Raw genomic sequence first — 22055 nt, forward strand, 5'->3', positions numbered from 1 at the left:
ACCGGGCCGATTAGAATTGTGCCGGGCACGAGAAGGCGCCGAGCGCCTCCAGCCGGAAGGGATTGAGCACCGAGCCGAATTGCACGTCGAACTCCGCCGCCTGGTTATCCTGCTGGAATTTCGCCCGGAATAGGTCGTCGCCCTGCATGATGACATTGGCAGCGTCGAACAGCCGGAAGGGCGACCAGTCGCCGTTCTCCGTCAGGGCCTGCTGCCAGCCACCCGGCTGGAAAGCGATGCGCGACGCATTGCTGGCATCCGTCGACGGCCAGGTGATCGATTTCGATTGGATCGGGCCATGGAAATAGACGACACGTTCGCCCTCGATCTCGAGCATCACGGCGCTCGCCGCATCTGTCAGTGACACCGGTTTGACGTTGATCGTGATCGACGGGTTCTCGCTGCCGGCCGGGAAGAAGGCACGGTTGATCTTGTCCGCATTCTCGAATTGGGCGATCGCAGCACTCGGAATGCTCGCCGCGCCGAAGGTGCCCTTCCAGCCCCATGGCGAAGCGCTGGTATCGACGAAGGCTTCGAGATTCTCCTTGAAGAAGGTCTTGAACAGGCCTTCCGGCCCGAACAACCTGACGAAATCGCTCATCGCGACGTCGCGAGCCGAACTCCGGTCGAAAGGATAGCGGCCGGTAACGACATGCGAGCAGAAGCCGGCGCCCTCTGCGGCCCAGGCGTCGCTGATGCGGGACCGGGCGGATTTGACGGCCAGCGATCCGACATCCGCGGCAAGCCCTGCCATCCAGGTGTCGACCGGGGCGGGTAGTTTGCGCGCCTGCTGCAACAGATCCTGATTGGCCTCGGTCAACTGGCTGTCCACGTCGAAGACCTTGGCGACTTCGGCGGTCGAGGTCGTGGCGCGCGAAAGCTGTTCCTGCACTCTTTGCAGGATCGGCTCCAACTGCCCGATCTCCGATCGCGGCGCATCCTTGGACTGGTCGGTGGCTGGAGACCGGCCGGAAGGTGCTTTCAGCGCGTCGCGCAGACGCCCGAAGGGATCGGGCGCATTCGCGGCACTGGCGTGCGCCGTGGTCGATGCCGGCAGATTGTCGCCGGCGGCGGCGATCTCGGCGCCGGGTGCGCGCAGGTCGGTTGCGGCGGCAATCGATTTCGCGATCGTCTCCACCGGACCGGGTTTGCCGGCCAGGATGCGGGTGGTTTCGGCCGCATCGCCGATCGTCTGCGAGGGTTTTACCCTGATATCGGCGAGAAGTGTGGCCCAGCGCTGATCGAAATTATCGAAGTAAAGCTGAAGTGTGGCCAGAGCGACTGTGTCGACCGTGACGCCTGCGGGATTGAGATCGCCGCGAACCCATTGCTCGTCGAGCGCTTCGCGCGCGGCGTCGGTAATCCCGGGCAGAACGACGGTGCGATAGCCCGTCGCGGAGAAGAGGCCGGGAATGCCTTCGCCGAGCGGCGCTTTGGAAGTGCGCTCGAACGCCTGTTCGCCGAGCGGCCCGAGCGCGCCGGCCGGGCTCCAACCGGGAAGGGCGCGGGATGCGCGGTACTCTGCCAGGATATCGTAAGCGCGGCTGGCGATATTCTGCGAGCGAATGATCGCGCGCGCCTTGGCGATCAACGTCTTGTCGAGTTCGATCGGCGGCAGCGCGCCGCGCGCCATGGCTTCGGCATGGGCGATCAGCGCCTGCCGGGCCGCGGCCCTGCCTTCATCGGGATAGAGCCTGGTGAACATGTCCTCCGCCTCGAGCGAGGCAAAGTCCGCATTCACAGGGCCGAGCCCGCCGAGCATGCCGTAGAGCTTCAGCGCGTCGAAGGTTCGGGTGACGTCGGTGGTTTCGGTCATCTCCTTCTGAAGCTGCACCAGCATGCGCGGCAAAAGCAGCGTGTTCAGAGCCCGCTGATAGGCTTCGCGCTGGCGGCTCGCGACCTTGCTCTCCTGGTCCAGGCCGAGGCTTACCGGCCAGACGCGGCTCTTGGAGAAATCGGTGGTGACGGCGGCGAGATTATCGAGCGCCGGCAGGATCCGCAGGAAGTCCGCATCCGAGACGTCGCGAACCGGCACGCCGCGCACCAGCTGCTCATAGGCGTCGATGCGCCTTTCCGCGCCGGCGAGCGCGGTGGTGTTCTGGAAATAGGTAGCCGTCCAGCTTGTCAGCACGACGGCAAGGAGCAGCACCGCGCTCGCATAGGCGGCGCGACGGAAAAGGAGCTGCCGGCCCGAAAGCCGCTTGTCGCGAGCAACCAGAGAGGCCTCGCCGAATATCACCTCCTTGAAGAGGCGTGAGAGAAAGTAGCTGCGCCGCAGGCGGGGAACGGCGACGGTTTCCTCCCGCTGGGTACCGGAGGCGAAATAGATCCCGCGCAGGAGCGGCGACTCCACCAGTTTCGAACCCGAGCACAACTCCGTCATGACGTCGTGCAGGCGCTCCTTCAGGGAGGCGAGCTCGGCCGGAAAGCGGAAGATGCGGCCGCGCAGCTCCGGATTGGGCTCCTGCTGCAGGCGCTCGATCAGCATGGCGTCGACGCGCTGCTGCAGCAGGGTGAATTCTTCGACGAAACGGTCAGGCAGATTTGCCGCCTTGTAACTCTCGTCGAGGCCGAAGGTCGTGCCCCAGACCTGTTCGCGATCGCTCTTGTTGAAGCCGTCGAAAAACTCGACGAAGCCGGTCAAGAGGTCGGCCTTGGTCAGCAGCAGGTAGACCGGCACACGCGCATGCAGGAGTTCGTCGAGTTCGGACAGTCGCTGGCGGATCGCCCTGATTTCCTCGCGCTGCGCTTCGGGGTCGCGCGTCAAGAGATCGCCGATCGACAAGGTCACCAGCGCGCCGTTGATCGGCTGCGAACGGCGGTATTTGCGCAAGAGGCCGAGAAAGCCTTCCCAGCCGGCCTTGGCGGTGCCGTTCAGATCGTCCTGCGTCGTGTAGCGGCCGGCGGTATCGATGAGGATGGCCTCGTCGGTGAACCACCAATTGCAGTTGCGCGTGCCGCCGATGCCCTGCACGGAATTGCTGCCGAGCGCATCGCCGAGCGGGAACTTCAGGCCGGAATTGGTGAGCGCCGTCGTCTTTCCGGAGCCCGGCGCGCCGAAGATCACATACCAGGGCAGCTCGTAGATATAGCCGAAACGTCGCTTGGTGATGCGGCGCAAGAGCTGCAGCGCTTCCTTCAACCGGCTGTGGATCTCGCCGACCTCAGCCTGCTGGCTGGCCGCAGCCTCGGCTTCGGCGTCACGTTCGATCCCTTCGACCAGTTGCTTGTCGCGGCGGCGGTCTCGGATCACCGTGAGGACGAGGTAGGCGAGCCAGGCGGCGATGACAATGCCGATCAGCGTCAGCCGTGCCGAGGCGCTCGCCAGCGGCTTGACGTCGCCGTAGGCGGCGAGATAGCCGTAGAACCAGATGACGATGCAGATCGCCGCCACCCAGATGACCGAGATGAAGCGGCGGCCGAGCAGGCCGGCATAGGCCTCCACATAGGAACGCAGCGTATAGAAGTAGCTTAAGGGATTCATCGCGGAGCGCCTCCTGCTGCGGGCGCCGGTTCATTGGGGTTTTCGGCCTCGATCGGCGACGTCTTGAAACCCGCGTCGCTCAGCCGTTCGCTCGGATCGGTCAGCACCAGGATCTCGGTGCGGCGGTTCATTTCCCGGCCTTCCTGCGTGTCGTTGGCGGCAATCGGATCGCTGTCGGCGCGTCCCTCGGTCAGGATCGCGCCCGGCCCGGTGAATGCGCTCAATATGTCGCCGACCGCCTTCGCGCGGGCTTCCGACAGGTGCCAGTTTGAGGGGAACTGAACGGTGCGGATCGGCACATTGTCGGTATAGCCCACCACGACGGCGCGGAATTTTTCCGCGGCGAGCGCGCCGCCGATCCGCTGCAGCAGATCGTGGAATTTCTCGCTGACTTCGGCGCTGCCGGTGGCGAACAGGCCGGAATTGCTGATGCGGACCAAAAGCCTGCCGTTCGAATCCGACAGCGTGACCAGCTTCTTCTCGACCTCCGGCTGGAGGAAGGCGAGCAGATTGTCGAGCCGGCTCGGCGGCTTCACCTGCGGCGGGGGAGGTGGCGGCGGGGTTTCGGCGACGACAACAGGCGGAGGTTCGCGTGGATGCTCAGGAATGTCGATGAGCACGCTTGGGGTGTCGCGCGGCGGCAGGTTGGCCAGGCGCTCGAAAGTGCCGTCGGAGGCGCGGTTGAGCGAAAGGGTGAAGAAGAGGTAGCCGAGCGCCAGGATCAGCGTCAGGACGGAAAGAAGCGTCCAGAGCGCGGCGGCGGTCCGCAGCGGCTGGTGCCGGGCGGAAACGCCCTTCCAATGCGGGGAAAGCTCGCGTTCGAAGACGCCGTATTGGCCGAGCAGCGTCTTGTAGAGGCTGTCGCGGATACGGGCGAGTTCCAGCCCGCCGCGCGCGGAGACGCGGGTGCGGCCCTCGAAGGCGAGCGACAGGCAGAGATAGATGAGGAGCAGCAGGTCCTTGTTGGCGCCGGGGCTCTGATGGAAATGGTCGAGCAGATCGAACACCCGCTCGCCGCCGGTCACGTCCATATGGAAGGTGGAGACAAGGCCCGAGCGAGCCCAGCCGGCGCGCACACCCCAGGCCTTGCTGAGGACGACGTCGTCGACCGTGGCGCAGACGACATAATGGGCGGCGCGCGCCCGCTCGGGACTGATGCGCGCGCTCGCGAGATCCCGCTCATAGCGGCCGACCGCTGCGATCGCCACCGCGCGCAGCTCATGGATGTCGGGCTGCTCTTCGGTGTAGCGCAGGCCATGGGCAAGGTTGAGAAGCGGTGCTGCCGAGCGCACCAGGGTCGGCACGTCCTCGGCCCCGAAGCGGAAATCCTTGACGAGCGTTTCGACGGATGCTCCGCCCTTTGCAGGCGCTCCCGCCGGTTCCGTTGCCTTTCCGCCTTCGGGAAAATCGAGAACGTCGTCCAGCATCTCCGCCATCTTGCGGGCGGATTGCTTTTTCATCACGCCATCTTCTGTGAGTTCGACGATAGTCGGAAGATTCTGCCAGTTGGAAGCGGATTCGTTCTTCATTCTCTGAGGGCCCACAGTTCGATTTCGAGCCCGGGGAAATCGCCGGCGAGGTGCACGGCGATGGCGCCCGAAGTGTCGAGTTGTTTCCAGAGCGGATTCTTGGTGTCGAGTTCGAAATAGATGGTGCCGGAGCGATAGGGGAGCTGGCGCGGCAGCACCGGCAGCGGCCGCACGGGGATGCCCGGCAGCGCCACGTTGACGAGGTCGGCGATGCGCTCGACCGGGCCGACCTTGATCTGCGCCGGCAGCTTGCGACGCACGTCCTCGGCCGGCATTTCGGCCCGGACCGCCAACACGAAGCCGGCGTCGCGAAGCAGCGTGCGGTCGTTGATCGTGCCGATCCTGACGCCATGCCGGCGTTCGGCAAGCTCGATTGCCACGGCCGCCTGTTCGAGCACCGAGGAAAGCGAGGCTCTGAGATCGTCGAAGACGGCGGCGAAGGTCGCCTTCAGGTCGTCGTGCCGGTAAGGCGGGAAGTCGGTGGCGCGCTTACGGTCGGTCGTGAAGGTGGCGAGTTCGCCGGCAAGCTGGATGCAGTTCTCGTAAAAGACGATAGGATGGATGCGCGTCGCATTGGCCGAAATATGCTTCAGCATCGGATCGGCGCGGTTGAGGATCTGCAGGAGCAGGTAGTCGCCGACCTCCGCCGTGCCGCGGATGGTGGGATCGCCGATCCGTTCGGCGATGGCCTCGGCGCGGTGGCGCACGATGCCGAGAAGCTCGGTGATCAATTCGTTCAACCGGCCGGCGGCCGTGCAGTTGAGGCTCGGCAGGATATAATCGGGATCGAGGATCACCGCCCTGTCGGAACGCACTTCGATGATGCGCGCGAGTCCGATCAGTTCGTAACCGGCAAGCTCGTCCCCGGTCCTGAGATAGCGCAGGCTGAGGCGGCCGACATCGATCGGCGCCATGAAGTCGGTTTCGACATTGGCGTCAGGCGCCTCATAGGGCGAGGCGACAAGCCGGACGCTGTTGCGCTGAGCGCCGCCGTTCAGCGCGACATCCGCCTTGCCGGGCTGGCGGGCGGGCAGCGCGAGATAGATAATCGCATTCTTGGTGCTCTCGTCGAGATCGAGCGGCGGCGGCAGATCCGCATCGACCGGAGCTTCGAACGGCGTGCCGTCGGGCAACACGCCGCGCAGGTTCGACAACGCGAACTGGCCGATCGCCAGCGCGCCGCGGTCGATGCCGATCTCCGTTATGCCCCACGGATAGGGCGACAGGCCGTGCGTGGCGGTGCGCACGAGCCGCTCGGTCCAGCGGTCCGCCTGCTGGAAATGCTGCACGCGAAGGAACATGCCTTCGCTCCAGGCTACCCGGTTCTCATTCCTCATGATGCGCGTCTTTTCCTTCCTGCCTGTCTTGCGGACGAGGTCCTGCCTCTCTGCCGTTGACCGCGCCTGATATCGCGTCGCGGAAAACATCCTGGATCGACCGGTTCTTGCCGTCCTTTTCGAATTCCGCCCGGTAGGCCTGCCAATAGTTCCGGTCCCGCCAGGGCAGACCCCAGGCGCCGGTCTCGACCCGTGCTTCGACAATGCGCGGCTCCAGCCGGCCCGCCGCCTGGACAAGGGCCTCGAGTCCGGAATTGAGCTTGAGCTGTTGCCCGAGCAGCGCCTCGAGGCGGGCGAGGAGCGCTTCCTCCCTGCCGGCAAGCAAATCCTGCTCCCGGCTGGAGGAAGGCGCATTCATCTCGAAGACACCGTAGGCACCTTCGACGGCCTCTTCGAGCCGGGCGAGCAGCGGCTCCAGACGGTCCGTCAAAGCTTCGGGCCGGCCGATCGTCAGCGTCGGAAACGCCTCGGCTTCGGGATGTGGATCGTTGTCGTTGACGATCGCGATCACATCAGGCCGGCGCTGGGCGATGGGCACGGAGACGTGGGTGGCCGCGCCATGTTCGAGGTGGCTTCCGTAATCGGTCTCGTCGGAGTTCCAATCCTCCGGCAGAAGCTGGGTGAGCGAACGGGTCTCCGGCGGGCCGCTCCAGCCGATCTCGACATTGCGGGAAGAAGGCGCACCCTTCTTGCCGCCCTGTTCGGGCAGGGCCCAATCATCGGCGGCGCGCTCGCCGAGAATGCCGCTTGCGGTACGGCCGCCCGGCGCGATGTCGGCGAGGATCGCGGAAATGGTCAGCGGCTCGTCGCTGAGCACCAGCCCGGCATCGGGATCTTCGATTTCCTGGTCACGGCTGCCTGATATGTGGACGGAAAAGGTTAGTCCGCCAATTTCCAGCCGCGACCGGTCGGAAAGCCTGGCGATCTCGCCTTCATGCACGGTGACGCCGTCGACGCGGGAGCCGTTTGCGCTCTGATCGCGCAGCAGGAAGCCGTCGCGGTCACGCTCGATGATGCAATGGAGTTTCGAAATCGAGCGCCGGTCCTCCGGCAGCCGCCAGTCGCAGTCGGGCGCCCGGCCGAGCGTGCGCCGGCCGCGCTCGAAGAACCATTTCGGCCGGGTGACCGTCGTATCGCTGGTGATCTCTCTCAGTTCGAGCCGCATTCTCGCCTCCTCACCGCATCTTCGGCCGGCAGCCGCTCGACGATCACCGCGTCGCCGCTGTCCTTTGCCGCCGGCGCGATCCGCGCCCAGCTGTTCCAGCCGAGGCGCGGCGGATCGCCGGCCTGCCCGAGCCGGCAGAAGGGAACGTCCTCCTTCTTCAGGATGACCTGAATGTCGAAGTCGAGGGCTGCGCCGACATAGAGGCGCGCCAGGGCGAAGAGTTCGGTGATGGCGCGCCCGCCCGGCGCAAGCGAGAGATAGTCGGCATAACCGAGCGGACCGATGACGATGCGAAAGCCGCCGCTGAAATCGTGGATCGCCGCACCCGCCGTCGCATTGACGCCGAGCTGCACGCCCTGCGGCCGGTCCATGCGGCTGCGCTCCTCCATCGGGATGGTCAGCCAGCGGCCGCGGAACAATTCGATCTCCACCGGCAGGCCGCTGAATTCGGTCAGCATGGCGCGCAGGTTGACGGCATTGCGGTTGCGTGCGGCGAAGAAGCCGGAAAAGCGCAGGATCAGCTCCTCGTCGACGCCGCTCTTTTCGACGAGGCGCTTGGTGCCGAAGCCGGTGAGCGAGAGCAGCGTGGTGAGGAAGGCATTGCTTGCCCATGTGCCGCCCCAGCGCAGGCGCCGGGCGATACGATATTTTTCGCAGGCATCGGCGAAGAGCTCCGCCATGCGCGCGCTGAAGAGGTCGAAGAAACCGGCGAGCGCCCGCGACCGGTTGCGCTCCTCTCGCATGATGAGTTCGTTATAGGCCGAAGGCATGGAACCGAGCGCGCCGACGAGGCCGGCAAGGGCGCTGCGCAGGCTGGCGCGACCGGCCTTGCGCTTGTAGCCGCTGACCGCAAGCGGCGCCGGCGAGACACCGACATGGGCGGCGACATCGAGCCGCCCTTCGCCGACCGACGCCTGCGCGACGCGAAAAGCCGTCACCGGCTCGAAGCGGCCGGGGTCGCGCTCGAGCAGGTCGGTCAGCGCGTCTGGCTTGCTGGCGGTTTGCATGTCCATGATTGGCTGGCGGTCCTTCCTTAGAGAAGCGGGCGTTCGGCGGCGCGCGCCGGCCATCGGGCGATCGGTCTCGACTGCCCTTTCATGCCGACTGTGAGCCGGGTGAAGCTGTTGACCGAGGTGTAGAGGCTGAAGAAGCGGTCGAGCAGGCTCCCGAACAGGAAGGCCGAGGGCCGGTCGATGGCGGCCGGGTCGAATTCCAGTGCGATCTCCGTGCCTGGCACCATGCCGCCGCTGCCGAGACGGGCGGTCGAATTGGCAGCCTTGATGCGGACGAGCGCATCGACCAACTGTTTCGTCTCGGGGCTGTCCCGGAAAGCGTAGAGCGACAGGATGTCCTTCAGCGCCGCGCCGCCATTGTCGAAGAGCGAGAGGTGGTTGAGGACGAGGTGCGAGATCAGCCGCCAGTTTCGGCCCTCCCGGTCGTTCATCCGGACCGAGGGCGTCGGCGGGATCAGCGCGTCGGCCCCGGCCACCGCCTCATGGCCGGAGGCGAGCTGCAGGAACGGGTGGCCGCCGCCGAAGGGAAGCTGTTCCGGCAGGTCGCGGTTGAGGCAGAGTGTATCGACGCTCGCGACCGTATCAACGGGACCGGTAGAGCGGCGCTGCCGGTCGACGAAGGCGATGTCCATGTCGCTCGTTCTGTCGTCTTCGTCGAAACGGCGATAGGCCTGCCAATAGGTGGCACTCGTGCCTGCCCGCTGCGACCGCCCGAAGAAGGGCTGGCAGAATTCCTCCTGGCCGCGCGACCCGGTCAGCAGCACCCGGTCGATCGAATAGATCTCGCGGGTCTTCTGGCGCCGTGCATCGGGCAGGAGCCGGTATTCCGTGCGCGTGCCGTCGATGGCGATCGGCTCGCAGACCTGGCGGAAGAGGTTGACAACCGGCGTCGCGTTGAGTGCGAAGTCGCGGACCGACACGGCGCGCTCGAGCTTTGCGTCGCTTTCCTTGAGATAGATGAAGAGTTCCAGCGTTTCTCCCGACCAGGCATCGAGTCCTTCGATGTCGAGAAACAGAAACTTCCGCGGCAGAGCAAAGAATTCGGTCAATAGCCGATAGCCGGTAAAGCTCGGCGCCGGATAGGGCAGCATGGCCTCTTCAGGCTCGAAGCCGACCGGCTTGAGATTTTTCGCCGGCAGGAAGACCGGAGAACGGTCGTCCGCATGTTTGGCGAGCGCGATGCCGAGCGTGTGGTTGGCCAGCAGTTCGTAAATCGCCACCGCCTGCTGCCAGGGAGAGGGAATATGCAGGCGCAGCCGGCTCACGCCGAGGCTGCCGAAGGGCTTGCGGACGTCGAGCGAACGGATGGAGAGCCTGAGGCAGCCGGCAATGCCGGCATAGGGCGAAAGCGGCGCATTGACTGGCTGGCCGGAAAGGGTGGCGCTTGTAATTTCGATCGGTGCCATCTCCACGTCCTGCGTGGTGCGGAAGCGGCAGGCTTCGCCACGCACCGGCTCGGCCAGGATCTCCGTATGGCGCGGCACGGTCTGGACCGAGGCGAGCGTATCGCTCGGCCGGAACTTGACGATGCTCATCGACGGTAGCGGCGCGAGGTAATGCGGATAGAGCGTTTCGAGAAGGCTATCGGTCAGTTCGGGAAATTCGTCGTCGAGCTTCTGGCGCACGCGGGCGGCCGAATAGGCGAAACTCTGGATCAGGCGCTCCACATGCGGATCGTCGGCGACGTCGCCGGTCATGCGCAGGCGGCCGGCGATCTTCGGGAAGGCATCGGCAAAACGTGCGGCCCGGCGGCGCAGCGCCAGCAGTTCCTCGTTGTAACGGTGCAGGAAGCCTTCAGCCATGCGCGGCCTCCACCAGGAAACGCTGGGTGGACGGGTCGATGGTCGATTCGAAGCTGATCGGCGGCATGCCTTCATGCAGGCGGAAGCTCGCCTGGATGCGCAGGCGCAGCGCCCGCTCGGTCATCGTCCGGCTTTTCAGGATCGTCACCCTGACATCAGAAAGCCGCGTTTCGAAAAGCGCGATGCGCCGCTCGATCGCCGCCGCCAGCTTGAGCTTCGCCTCGTCGGTCATCAGATTGGCCGAAACGACGCCGTCGACACCGTAGCTCACCAGCGCGTCCTTCAGCTCGGCAAGGGCAGCCGGCGGCGTGGCCGGGCAGCGCCGCGTGTTGAGCAGCGCTTCGAGATCGCGGCGGATCGCCTCGCGCATCTCGCGAACTTGGTCGACGAAGCTCATCGGTGGATCGGCGGCGCGATCCGGAGCCTCGTCGATCAGCCTGTCGAGGATCGAGCGGGCAAGGACGCGGTCGCGTTGCCGGTAGCGTTCGAGCGGATCAACCATGCGCGGCCTGCCTGTCGGCGGAGCTTGCCGGCACGATCTCCAGCTCCTGGGTATCGTGGAAGGAGACGAGTTCGTCGCCGGCGAGGAAGCAGCGCTGGCCGCGGCCGGTGGTGATGCCGGTCGCTTCCTCGATCCACGCGGTTTCGCGGCCGAGCCTGAGCGCCGCATCCTGGCCAGTGCCGTGATAGACCGCCGGCAGAAGCACCGACGCAGCCGCACCATCGATCAGCGACAGTTCAGCGCGACGGAAGGCGAGATCGCGCGGCCGGGCGATCGGCTCTATGGAGACTGCCGCGATCTTGGCGAAATCGATCCAGAGATAGGCGCCGCCGGTCATGATGACCTCGAGGGCATGGGGAATTCGGTCGTCGAGGTCGCGGAAATCGGAAATCGCCTTGCCGTTCCAGATTAGCGGACGTTCGCCCCTCACGGTTTCCAACGCATCGAGTGCATTCCTCGTATCACGTGCATTGCCTTCACGATGGGCGATGCCGAGGCGCAGCGCCAGCTTGTCGAGGTCGCTCGGCCCTTGCGGAAATTCCGGTACGGCGCCGCTTGCAAACCATGCATCGCGCGCCGCCATCGCCCGAAGCTCGTTGCGCAGCAGGGCAAAGCCCATGGTCGCGTCGGGGGAGAGGGTGGCGGCGAGGCTGCACTGATTGTCGGCGCGCTCATATTCGCCTGATAGCACCAGCAGATCGATATAGAGGTGCCGCGCCTCCTGATCCGATGGCTTGGCCTTCAGGTGCGCCTTGACCTCTTCCAGCGCCTCGTCGAGAGCGTCATTGCTGAGCGACTGGGCGATATTGGCGGAAAGCGTCATGCGGACATCCTCTGGGGCATAGCGACGGGGCGGCTCAGGATCTGGCCTGTGGTCGCGGTCTCGGCGATCAGGTGGAAGCTCGTGGCGACGTCATCGAGCTGGAAATGCGGCTGCAGGCGGACCGTGCAGGAAAAGCTGCCGGGCTTGCCGGGAATTTCGGCGACGCTGATGCCGGCGGAGCGCAAGGGGAAACGGGTGCGAAGCGCTATATCGGCGTCGTCGTTGCCGAGCGTATAGGCGGTCAGCCAGTCCGCCAGCTTCCGCTCGATCGAGATCGCATCGGAGAGCTGGCCGATCTCGTCGCGCATGATGACCTTGAGATAGTGCGAGAAGCGCGAGGCGCAGAGCACATATTGCAGCATGGCGGCGAGCCGCGCGTTCTGGCGGGCGTGCTCGTTGGAATAATGCGGCGGCGCATGCAGCGACTGGTTGGAATTGAAAATCGCCGAAGAGGAGAGATAGGTGGTCGCGGCAGGAATGATGCCGAGATCGCAGAGCTGTTGCTCCTGGCCGCTGGTCAGGTGGAGTTCCACCGGCGCCTGGGCTGATAGACCGTTGCTTTCGGTGCCGAAATCATAAGGCGGCAATTCGCTCGCACTCAGCAGGCCGCCGTCGACGGCATCCTGCGTGACGCCGCGGATATCGGCGAACCAGCCGGAATTGATGAAATTCCGGATGACGACAGTCGCAAAGGCGAAAGCGGCATTGCCCCAGAGCAGCGAACTGCCGTCGGCGGCAATGCTTTCGCGGAAGGGAAAGCCGTCATTGCGATGGCGCGATTGGGGCGTCAGTGGCGAGCGCATCAGGATGCGCGGCGCGGCGAGCCCGAGGAAGCGCGAATCCTCGCCTGCGCGAAGGCCGTTCCAGCGGATGCGGTCGGTATCGTTTGCGAGCCAGGAGAAGTCGTTGACCCGGTTCAGCTCGTGAAAATCTTCCAGACCGATCGCCGCCGGCGCAGCGCCGGCGACGAAGGGGCAGAAGGCAGCGGCCGCCACCATGCCGATCTGCGACAGCGTGCTGACCGGATCGCCATCGGCGGGATCGGTTGGAGAAAGGTGATAATCACCAACAAGCAGGCCGAAGGGCTCGCCGCCCGGCATTCCGAATTCGCGGCTGTAGATCAGTTCGAAGAGATGGCTCTGATCGAAATCGCTGGCGCGCTCCATGCTGCGCGCGAGTTCGCGCCAGCTGACACTGAGCAGCTTGACCTTGACATCGCCGCTGCGGCTTGCCTCGTGCACGAGCATGGCAAGCCCACGCCATCTCGCCTCCATCGCCTGGAAATCGGGATGGTGCAGTATGGCATTGACTTGCCTGTTCAGCGCTTCGTCGATCAGCGTAATCAGCTGATCCGCCCGGCGCCGCCATTCAGTGCTGGAACTCATCGTCAACCTGACACAGATTTAAATGCAGGGTCGGGCGCGACGGAACGCCCGTCGCGCCCGAGCTGATTTCATCAGTTCTTCGAAGGAATCCGGGCCACCATGCGCAGCGAAGTGGTCAATTCCTCCATCTGCAGCCACGGGCGCATCCAGGCGACGGCGTTGTAGGCGCCTGGCCTGCCGGGGATTTCCTGAACAGTGACTTTCGCCTCGCGCAGCGGATATTTCGCCCGCGACTCCTCGCCGGCGTCGTCATTGGCGTTGACATAGTTGGAGATCCAGCGATTGAGCCAGGCCTCGCAATCCTCCGCTTCCATGAAGGAGCCGATCTTGTCGCGGCCCATGACCTTGAGGTAATGGGCAAAACGCGAGGTCGCCATCATGTAGGGCAGGCGGGCAGAAACGGCGGCGTTGGCATTCGCCTCGGGCCGATCGTAAAGCTTCGGCTTGTGCGCCGTCTGCGCCCCGAAAAACACGGCATAGTCCGTGTTCTTGTAGTGGCAGAGCGGCAGGAAGCCGAGCTTGCCGAGCTCAGCGTCGCGGCGGTCGGTGATGCCGACTTCCGTTGGGCACTTCAGGTCGAGATCGCCGTCGTCGCTCGAGAAGATGTGCATCGGCAGGCCTTCAACCTTGCCGCCGTTTTCCGCCCCGCGGATGGCGGTGCACCAGCCGTTCTTGGCGAAAGCCTCGGTCAGACGCGTGCCCATCACATAGGCTGCGTTCATCCAGCAGTAGGAATCATGCGGCAGCTCGCCGGTCTTGGAGCCGCCGGTTTCGTCGAAATTGAACTCCTCGATCGGGCTGGTCTTCGGACCGTAGGGCATGCGGGCGAGCACGCGCGGCATGGCGAGCGTCACGAAGCGGGAATCGTCGCTATCACGCAGGCTGCGCCACTTGGCGTATTCCACCGTCTCGAAGATCTTCTCGAGATCGCGCGGTTTTGCCAGCTCACGAAAATCCTCGAAGCCGAACATGCGCGGGCTCGCGGCCGAGATGAACGGGGCAAAAGCGGCAGCGGCGATCATCGAGACGCCCTGGAGGAGCTGGACGTCGTCGAAGGAATTGTCGAATTCGAAATCGCCGATCAGCGCCCCCATCGGTTCGCCGCCGGGCGTGCCGAACTCGTCTTCATAGACCGACTTGAAGAGCCTGGACTGGTCGAATTCGACCGCCTTGGCGAGATCCTTGGCGACATCCCGCTTGGAAGCATTGAGCACGCGGATCTTCAGATTGGCGCTGGTCTCGGTGTTTTTGACCAGATAATGCAGGCCGCGCCAGGCACCTTCGAGCTTGGTGAACTCGGGCGACTGCATGATTGCCGCAAGCTGGCTCGATATCGCTTTGTCGATCTCGGCAATGGCGTTGTTCAGGGTGATCGTCAGGTTGCGGTCATAGGTGACGGTGCCTTTGAGGGCTTGGTCGGTAAGGGTACGCAGAAGGTCCTGCGCACGATCGGGCTCGGTCTGGCGGGTTGCCGCAACAACCTTCGAAAGCAGGTCCTGGTCGGGCGCGAAGTCTGCTTCTTCCTTAGTCTGCAATTGTGTTTCAGCGGTCATCTATCGATCCTTTTTCAGAAAGCGGCGGCCCTCGGGATGAGGGTTCCCTTCAAAAAGGGACCGCTGCCGGACAACGACTTTTCAGGCATCCAGGGCGCGGGTCGCTATCGGGCCCGCGATCCCATGCACTCAGTTCAAAACGTCCTTTGCCTCGTCGGCTTTGCCGCGGCCAAGCTCAGCCACCAGCTGCGAGAGATCGGCTTTGTTCTGCAGAATGTCCTCGAGCAGACGCTCGAGCTCTTCGGAGCGATCTGCCTTGCTCATCAGGTCGCGCAGCTGGTTGCGGGCGTTCAGCAGCGCTTTCAGTGCCGGCACCTGGTCGACGACGGCGCCAGGTTCGAAATCCGCCATGCTTTCGAATTTCAGCGAAACGGGAAGCTCGGTTGCGTCCCTCACCAGGGTGTTCTCGACCGATATGGTGAGACCGGGCGTCATGCGCCGCATGACGTCATCGAAATTGTCGCGGTCGACCTGCACGAACTTGCGCTCGCCAAACGGCTTCAGCGGCTGCGTGGGATTGCCGGAAAAATCGCCGAGCACGCCGACGACGAAGGGCAGTTCCTTCACCACCATCGCGCCTTCGGTTTCCACTTCGTATTTGATGTGGACACGCGGCTTGCGGACCCGTTCCAGTTTCTCATGCACACTTGCCATCGAGATTCTCCTTCGTCTCATCGGCGGATTGCGGATTGAGGATGCTCCCCGGCCGAGGCCGTTAGCCTCCCCTGTCGATTGCGGGCTGTATGCCGGCTGCGGTCAGCACCGCGTTGCGCGCGTGCTGTTCCGGCAGAAGCTCGGCAAGAAGCTCGGAAAAATCCATGCGGCCGCGACGCACCAGCGTCTCGATCGACATGGAGATCGGTGAATGGGGTTCGGTGCGGCGGAAATAGCGCGCAACGGCAGCGAGCAGTTCGAAGGCCTCCTCGCGTGAACGAATCATCTCGGCGCTGACGGGACGCATGCGGACGGCCTCGGCATCGGCGACATTGGTCGCGTTGGGCTCGGAGGTTTGCGAGGGAGAGGTTTCAGACGCGTCCGAGGCAGCCTCGATGCCGGCGAGCATCCGGATTGCAGATGCCGCTTCCTGCAAAACATTGCGTGTGTTCGAACTCGGCGGCGCCTGATCACCGCAGTGTATGTCAAGTATTTCGACGATTCGATCGAAAGCGGCGATGCACTCGGTCACCACGCTGAGATGAGCTGACATCTGAGCGACACCGGCTTCTGCAGCCGCCTGCTGCAATTCCTTGCGCCGCTCGGTTTCGTTCGGCCGCTGCGAAAGCTGGAAATCCCACAGCGAAAACTGCGCGAACTTTCCTTCCGGGATCAACGAAGTCAAACGAATAGCCTGGATCAGCGTTCCCTCGCCGCCAACACCGTTAAGACCCGCAAACGGCGCAAACCGCTCCTCGAAATCGCCATCTCCGATCGAATGCAGAGTGTCGAAATGGTTGCCCAAAAGCGACATGGTTGCAACATAGACGTCGCGCAATCCTGAGAAGCCACGCAGGCGCAACTGTGCCTCTGCAAGCCAGGCCAATACTTCTATGTCTTTGCTACGGGAAGAAAGAATTTGCAATCCAAGATTGCTAACGTCGTGCCAGGCAGGTGCAAGCGCAATAACATCACCCGGAGAAATACTACGCTCGGCTGTACGCGCGGCATTCCTGGCGTCCTTTATTCTGTAGTATATTTCACGTGACGCAGTATTAATCCGGACGTTTTCTCCGCACGGACAATCCTTTTCGAGTGGCTCTATGATTTCGCTCACATTCACGCTTATAAATACCTCAAAAATGAAAGCATACTGCCGAAGTCGGACATTTTGTGCGGCCTGTATTGGGTTGTCAACCATCTCCGGCTGATGACGGATTTATGACGAGCTTTAGATATGTTCATCTTCAAAAATAGAGTCGTTTTTCTTCTGGACAAGGGTTTATGTGCGCCCTAGTTGTTGCTTCGCATCATGAGGGCGCACTGAATTTCGTCGTTAAAACGGGACTTGCGGATGTCGAATATCGATCTCAATCGTCTGATAAGAACGCTTGAGCCCAATCTACGTGTCGGTCTTGAGACAGGGGCGTCGCTTGCCGCGCGCCACCAGCATGCCGTCGTGGACATCCCCCACTGGCTTCGTTCCCTTCTTGATATCGCAGGACTTTCGGCTGTCCTGGATGAGCTCAAGCTCTCCGCCGAAACGCTGAGGACGGAGCTCGACGCAGCGATTGCCGACATTCCCCGGGAGGACGGCGCTTCGCTGGCGCTCTCGGCGAACCTGCTTGCCCTTGCGCGTGAGGCCTGGCTGGTTGCATCGCTGCAGTGCGGGCGCCAGGTGGTGCTTTTTGCCGATCTGCTTTCCGCGCTGCTGAGCGATCCGGCATTGCGGGCGGTTGTGCGCGGCATCGCCCCGTCGATCCGCAATGTCGATAGAGCAATGCTCGACAGTCTGCTGGAGAAGGCGGTTCCCGCTCAGCCGGACCATGTATCCGTGCCCGGCCCACGCTCCGGAAACAACGAATTCCTGCGGCTCTACACCCGCGACATGACTGCGGACGCTCGCGCGGGGCGAATCGATCCGGTGATCGGCCGCGACCGCGAGCTGCGGCAGTTGATCGATATCCTGATGCGCCGTCGGCAGAACAACCCGATCCTGGTCGGCGAGGCGGGTGTCGGCAAGACCGCGGTGGCGGAAGCACTCGCACTCGAAATCGCCGACGGCAATGTTCCGGACCGGCTGAAGGATGTGAAGCTGCTGCTCCTGGACCTGAGCCTGCTGCAGGCGGGCGCCGGCGTCAAAGGCGAGTTCGAGCGGCGCCTGCACGGCGTGGTCGATGCGGTGAAGACGTCGCCGGAACCGATCATTCTGTTCATTGACGAGGCCCACGGGCTGATCGGCGCCGGCGGACAGGCAGGGCAGGGCGATGCCGCCAATATCCTGAAGCCGGCTCTGGCGCGCGGGGAACTGCGGACGATCGCGGCGACGACATGGGGCGAATACAAGCGCTTCATCGAGAAGGATGCCGCTCTCACCCGCCGCTTCCAAACCGTTCATGTCCGTGAGCCGGACGAGGAAGCCGCGATCCGGATGCTGCGCGGTGTCGCGCAAAGCCTGAAAATCCATCACAGGGTGCGCATCCGCGATGAGGCGATCGTCGCCGCCGTCCGCCTTTCGGCGCGATATCTGCCGGATCGGCAACTGCCGGATAAGGCGATCAGTCTGATCGATACGGCCGCCGCTGCCGTGGCGCTGGCGCGCCAGACGGTGCCGGAGGCGCTGAAGCAGCTTGCCGACGAGCGCGATCTGCTGGAAACGGAGGCGAGCTGGCTTGCACGCGAACCTGAGACGCCGGAAAAGATTGCCCGGCTCGGCGAGATCGCCGGCAAGCAGCAGGAAATCGTCGCGGAGATCGAGGCGCTCCGCTCGCGCTTCGAGGAAGAAAACCGGCTTGTCCGGGAAGCCGACCGGCTGGAGGAATTTTTCTCGCCGGATGATGCCATCGTCCCGCTGGCGCCGGACAATGCCGGCGACGGCACGAACGTCGCGCCTTTCCCGCCGCAGGCGATGACGGCGGAAAGCGCGCGCGCCGCCCTTTCCGTGACCGAACGGAGCCTTGCGGCCGTGGCGGAGCAAACGCCGCTCCTGCCGCGGGTGGTCGACAAGGAGGTCGTTGCCGCCATCGTCGCCCGCTGGACGGGAATCCCCCTGGGCAGGCTGCTCGCCGATCAGATCGAAACCGTCAAGACGCTCGAGATCAGGCTGAAGGAGAGGGTACTTGGTCAGGATGCCGCGATCGATCGGATCGCTGCGGCCATGCGGGCGGCCCGCGCCGGGCTTTCCGATCCGCGGCGCCCGCCGGCCGTCTTCCTGCTGGTCGGCATGTCCGGCACCGGCAAGACCGAGACGGCGCTGGCGCTTGCCGACATGCTCTATGGCGGCAGCCGCTACCTCACCACCATCAACATGTCCGAGTTCAAGGAGGAGCATAAGATTTCCATGCTTCTCGGCTCGCCGCCGGGTTATGTCGGTTACGGCGAAGGCGGCGTGCTCACCGAAGCGGTGAGGCGCAGGCCCTACGGAGTGCTGTTGCTCGACGAGATCGACAAGGCGCATCCGGGCGTTCAGGAAATCTTCTACCAGGTGTTCGACAAGGGAACCCTGCGTGACGGCGAGGGCCGGGACATCGATTTCAAGAACACCACCATCGTCATGACGGCGAACACCGGTTCCGAAATGATCGCCGCCCTTTCGGCCGATCCCGACACGATGCCGGGAGCCGACGCGCTCGAGGCGCTGCTGCTGCCGGAATTGCAGAAGCATTTCAAGCCCGCCTTCCTCGGCCGCACGACGATGCTGCCTTTCATGCCGCTTGGGCTCGAGACGCTGTCGGGCATCGTCGATATCCAGATCGGCCGCATCCGCGAGCGGGTGGGTGCCGCCTACGGAACCAGGCTTTCGCTGTCGCCGGCGGCCCGCGACGCGCTGATTGCGCGCGCACAGACCAGCGAGATGGGCGCCCGTGCGATCGAGGTCATGATCGCGCGCGACCTCTTGCCTGTACTTTCGACGTTTTTCCTCGATGCCGTGGCAGGGGGGAAGAAGTTTACGGGGATCGTCATCGGATATGACGGGCAAAGCTTCGGCCTCGAGGCCGAAGAAGCCGCCCCGCAGGAATTCGGCACGCCGGGGGAAAACCGGTTGTCGGATGAAGTAACCCCGAGCCGCAAGCGCGCTCGGGGAGCAGCGAAAAGAAAGGCAACTACGCCTTAGACGCAACTAGGCACTCAACCGCCAATAGGAGAGCTGACAGCATGCCGATTTATCTTCAGATCGACGGTATCCAGGGCGACGCTACCCACGAGCAGCATCGCAAATGGATGGACATCGAAGCCATCCACTGGAACGTTTCCCGCAACATGAACACCTCCGCTGGTTCGGCGGCCAACCGCGAAGCTTCCGAGCCGACCGTTTCGGAAGTGATCCTCACCAAGGTCAGCGACTCCTCGTCGACCAAGCTCTTCCAGGAGGCCTGCTCGGGCCGCACCGGCAAGCGCTCCGTCATCCATCTCGTCACCACCGGCAATCCTGGCGACACCTATATCGAGTATTCGCTCGAGAACACGCTGATCGCCAGCTACTCGATCGATTCCAACGGTGACCGCCCGGTCGAGACGATCAAGCTGAACTTCACCAAGATGGAAGTGAAGTACACGCCTTACGACGACAAGCACTCGCCGCAGTCGCCGATGATCGCCTCTTACGATCTGGCCACCACCAAGGCAGCCTAAGGGCTTCTCGACATCGGCAGTGCCGGCCTTGCGGCTGGCACTGCAGCTCGTGTTTCCGGCTGCCTTCCCTGCTCTCGGGGAAGGCTGAAACATGCTGTTTCCGCAGATGAATTGAGAGACATCCTTGCGCTTTAGACAATGGAGATGATCGTGTCGGCTGCAATTGATCGTTTGAACGATATTCTTGTAGAATTGCCCAAGTACAAGTCCCAATGGGAGGCGAATGTCTCCAGTCCCTATGTCAGGGCTTACGATCTCGCCATCGACAATTACCAGAAAACCACGAAGGCTCAGGAAGCCCGCGACCGGATGCTGGCCGAGCTCTTCGTGTTTTCCGCTTCGATCCTGACGGGCAGCATTATGATGGCCGCCTTCGCGACGACCTCGGTGCGTGTGCTGGCCGGCCGCGCCGCGCTGAGCGTGATCTGCAACAACAACCTCAACCGCACCTTCAACGTCATGCATGCCGCCGCGGGCAACAAGGTGGTGATGTTTGCGCTCGGTGGTGTGCTCGACGAGGCCAAGAAGCTCGCCAACAAGCAGGTGACCAGCGCTGCGGAGAAACTGACGAGCAGCGCGCCGATCGCCGCGGCGCCGACCGCTCTGAACTTCAAGACCCGGATCGACGATTTCATCGCCATCAACCACGTCTGCGTACACGATTTCGTCAGGGGCGTGCAGCACGACAACACGATCAGCGAAGCTGGCAAATCCAGGCTTGCCGATCTTGTCGGTCAGACGCCGTTCTGCAATCCGCCCGAGAGCAGGCGTGTGGACGAAAACCGGCTCTCTCAGAAGATGGAGCTTTTGTTCTACATGAGCGCGGTTCTGGATTCCGATAAGCTCGTGACCTATGCGCCTTCCACCGGCGGCACTGTTGGTGGCACCGGCCGCGACATCGAATACAGCAAGAAGGCCATCCCGCAGCTGCCGTCGGCAGCCGATTATCCGAAATCCATTTCGCCGCGCCTGACGGGCCGGCCCTTCCAGCCCTACGATCCCGGTCAACGTGTCGAATACGACAATATCGGATCGGTCGTGCGGGATCGCATCAACGCGCTCAGCCGTCTCACCGGCAATTCTTCCTTCTATCCGGAGCAGAATTCTCTCGAGAAGCTGTTCATCGACCCGACCGGCGGCGCCCAGATGGCAAAGGCGGAACAGATCATCAACCGCCTTTCCACCGATGCGCGGCCGAAGCAGCTCACCGACGTCAGGATGATCTAAGGCGGTGTCGATGCGGTTAACCGGTCTTCTCAAGCACGGGTTTATGAGGCGCATGCGATGGCCGCTGGCCGCGGTCGCTCTCGCGGGCGTCATGGTCGCGAGCGCCGCCGCCATGGTCGGCGCATCCGACTCCACCGATCGCTCCCTGTTGCAGATCGAAGCGGTGTCGTCGCGCCTTTCCGCCGCGCCGGCCGCCGTCGAAAGCGTCGCCAAGGCTGCCACCGACCGGAGCGTTCCCACGTCGGATGCGCAGCCGCTGCTCGAGACCGCCGCGCGGTCTTCCTTTAACGTCGACGGCATGCTTGCCGAAATTTCGAAAGCGGTGGCTGCGGCTGGCAGCGATGCCGTGGACCCCAAGGCTTTCGCCAAAGCGGCCGCGGCATGGCAAGAGGGGCAGGCAAAGGTCGCGCGCATGTATCAGGCGCAAGATCAGGTAGCGGCGAAGGAGATCGAAACACGCCTTGCCGACCCTGACAAAGGCCCCGGCATCAAAGCGCTTGCCGATCTGATGGCCGGCCCGGATCTTGCCGTGGAAAGCGCGGTCACCTCGCAGCTCATGTATCTGTCGCTGGAAGCCGTTTCCAGCGCCGATGCCGGAAAACTGGCGTCGGTTTCGCGGGACAAGCTGCAATCCGAGATGAAGGGTGTGATCGCGTCGCAGCGCGCGAGGAGCGAGAACGAAAAACCGCTGCCCAAAGATATAGCGCGGGCGGACGAAAAGATGCGGCTGACCTTCGTGCTCGCCACACTTTCCCAGGAAGATCTGTCGGTGCTGACGGATTTCTACCGGAGCGCAGGCGGAAAGGCCAAGCGCGACGCGCTCGTCGACAGCTACAGGCGGGTGTCCGACCAGGCCAATGGCGAGATGCTGGGACGATATTTCCAGGCGCTGGCGGATTACCTCAAGACCCATCCTCGGCCGCAACAGCAGCAGTAATCGGCTTTTGAA

Annotated in this window: 16 protein-coding genes; 4 read left to right on the top strand and 12 right to left on the bottom strand. The window is 63.6% G+C overall.

Annotated features, from left to right (window positions below; all coding sequences use genetic code 11):
- Positions 1–10 precede the first annotated feature (10 nt).
- The 12 genes from tssM to tssA form a co-directional block, all read right to left on the bottom strand.
- The gene (gene tssM, locus GA0061105_RS14025) at positions 11–3484 is read right to left on the bottom strand and encodes a type VI secretion system membrane subunit TssM (protein WP_092750796.1); all 3474 of its coding nucleotides are present in this window, start codon (positions 3482–3484) and stop codon (positions 11–13) included.
- Positions 3481–5013 (bottom strand): type VI secretion system protein TssL, long form, encoded by a 1533-nt coding sequence (gene tssL, locus GA0061105_RS14030; protein ID WP_092750798.1) that lies wholly within the window; start codon positions 5011–5013, stop codon positions 3481–3483. The genes tssM and tssL overlap by 4 nt, the downstream gene beginning before the upstream one ends.
- Positions 5010–6350 carry a type VI secretion system baseplate subunit TssK gene (tssK, locus tag GA0061105_RS14035; RefSeq protein ID WP_092750800.1) on the bottom strand — a complete coding sequence of 447 codons (1341 nt, stop codon included), beginning with the start codon at positions 6348–6350 and terminating at the stop codon, positions 5010–5012. Before tssK ends, tssL begins: the two co-directional genes overlap by 4 nt.
- Complete coding sequence (locus GA0061105_RS14040) at positions 6340–7515, bottom strand: FHA domain-containing protein (RefSeq protein WP_092750802.1); 1176 nt, start codon at positions 7513–7515, stop codon at positions 6340–6342. Before GA0061105_RS14040 ends, tssK begins: the two co-directional genes overlap by 11 nt.
- Entirely contained in the window at positions 7500–8528 is a 1029-nt protein-coding gene (tssG, locus tag GA0061105_RS14045; RefSeq protein WP_092750936.1) for a type VI secretion system baseplate subunit TssG, read from the bottom strand. Before tssG ends, GA0061105_RS14040 begins: the two co-directional genes overlap by 16 nt.
- A 20-nt stretch (positions 8529–8548) precedes the next feature.
- Positions 8549–10330, bottom strand: coding sequence for a type VI secretion system baseplate subunit TssF (gene tssF, locus GA0061105_RS14050; protein ID WP_092750804.1), 1782 nt, complete (start codon positions 10328–10330; stop codon positions 8549–8551).
- Positions 10323–10832 carry a type VI secretion system baseplate subunit TssE gene (gene tssE, locus GA0061105_RS14055; protein WP_092750806.1) on the bottom strand — a complete coding sequence of 170 codons (510 nt, stop codon included), beginning with the start codon at positions 10830–10832 and terminating at the stop codon, positions 10323–10325. The genes tssF and tssE overlap by 8 nt, the downstream gene beginning before the upstream one ends.
- Positions 10825–11655, bottom strand: coding sequence for a type VI secretion system accessory protein TagJ (locus tag GA0061105_RS14060; RefSeq protein WP_092750808.1), 831 nt, complete (start codon positions 11653–11655; stop codon positions 10825–10827). Before GA0061105_RS14060 ends, tssE begins: the two co-directional genes overlap by 8 nt.
- On the bottom strand, positions 11652–13040 hold the full coding sequence (tssC, locus tag GA0061105_RS14065) for a type VI secretion system contractile sheath large subunit (RefSeq protein WP_092750810.1): 1389 nt from the start codon (positions 13038–13040) through the stop codon (positions 11652–11654). Before tssC (GA0061105_RS14065) ends, GA0061105_RS14060 begins: the two co-directional genes overlap by 4 nt.
- Positions 13041–13111: 71 nt before the next feature.
- A complete protein-coding gene (gene tssC / locus GA0061105_RS14070; RefSeq protein WP_064696847.1) occupies positions 13112–14593 on the bottom strand; it encodes a type VI secretion system contractile sheath large subunit in 1482 nt (493 codons plus the stop codon).
- Positions 14594–14722: 129 nt separating this feature from the next.
- A complete protein-coding gene (tssB, locus tag GA0061105_RS14075; RefSeq protein ID WP_092750812.1) occupies positions 14723–15247 on the bottom strand; it encodes a type VI secretion system contractile sheath small subunit in 525 nt (174 codons plus the stop codon).
- A 61-nt stretch (positions 15248–15308) separates the two neighbouring features.
- The gene (gene tssA, locus GA0061105_RS14080; protein ID WP_245304341.1) at positions 15309–16370 is read right to left on the bottom strand and encodes a type VI secretion system protein TssA; all 1062 of its coding nucleotides are present in this window, start codon (positions 16368–16370) and stop codon (positions 15309–15311) included.
- 231 nt (positions 16371–16601) lie between these two features.
- Between tssA and tssH the strand changes: the two genes are divergently transcribed.
- The 4 genes from tssH (at position 16602) to GA0061105_RS14100 (ending at position 22043) form a co-directional block, all read left to right on the top strand.
- On the top strand, positions 16602–19361 hold the full coding sequence (tssH, locus tag GA0061105_RS14085; protein ID WP_092750816.1) for a type VI secretion system ATPase TssH: 2760 nt from the start codon (positions 16602–16604) through the stop codon (positions 19359–19361).
- 41 nt (positions 19362–19402) lie between these two features.
- On the top strand, positions 19403–19879 hold the full coding sequence (locus GA0061105_RS14090) for an Hcp family type VI secretion system effector (RefSeq protein WP_009990920.1): 477 nt from the start codon (positions 19403–19405) through the stop codon (positions 19877–19879).
- 144 nt (positions 19880–20023) lie between these two features.
- Positions 20024–21106: a hypothetical protein gene (locus GA0061105_RS14095; protein WP_245304330.1), complete on the top strand. Its 1083-nt coding sequence runs from the start codon at positions 20024–20026 to the stop codon at positions 21104–21106.
- A 52-nt stretch (positions 21107–21158) separates the two neighbouring features.
- Positions 21159–22043 (top strand): hypothetical protein, encoded by an 885-nt coding sequence (locus GA0061105_RS14100; RefSeq protein WP_245304331.1) that lies wholly within the window; start codon positions 21159–21161, stop codon positions 22041–22043.
- Positions 22044–22055: the final 12 nt, after the last annotated feature.

This window comes from Rhizobium aethiopicum (genome assembly GCF_900094625.1).
GTDB lineage: Bacteria > Pseudomonadota > Alphaproteobacteria > Rhizobiales > Rhizobiaceae > Rhizobium > Rhizobium aethiopicum.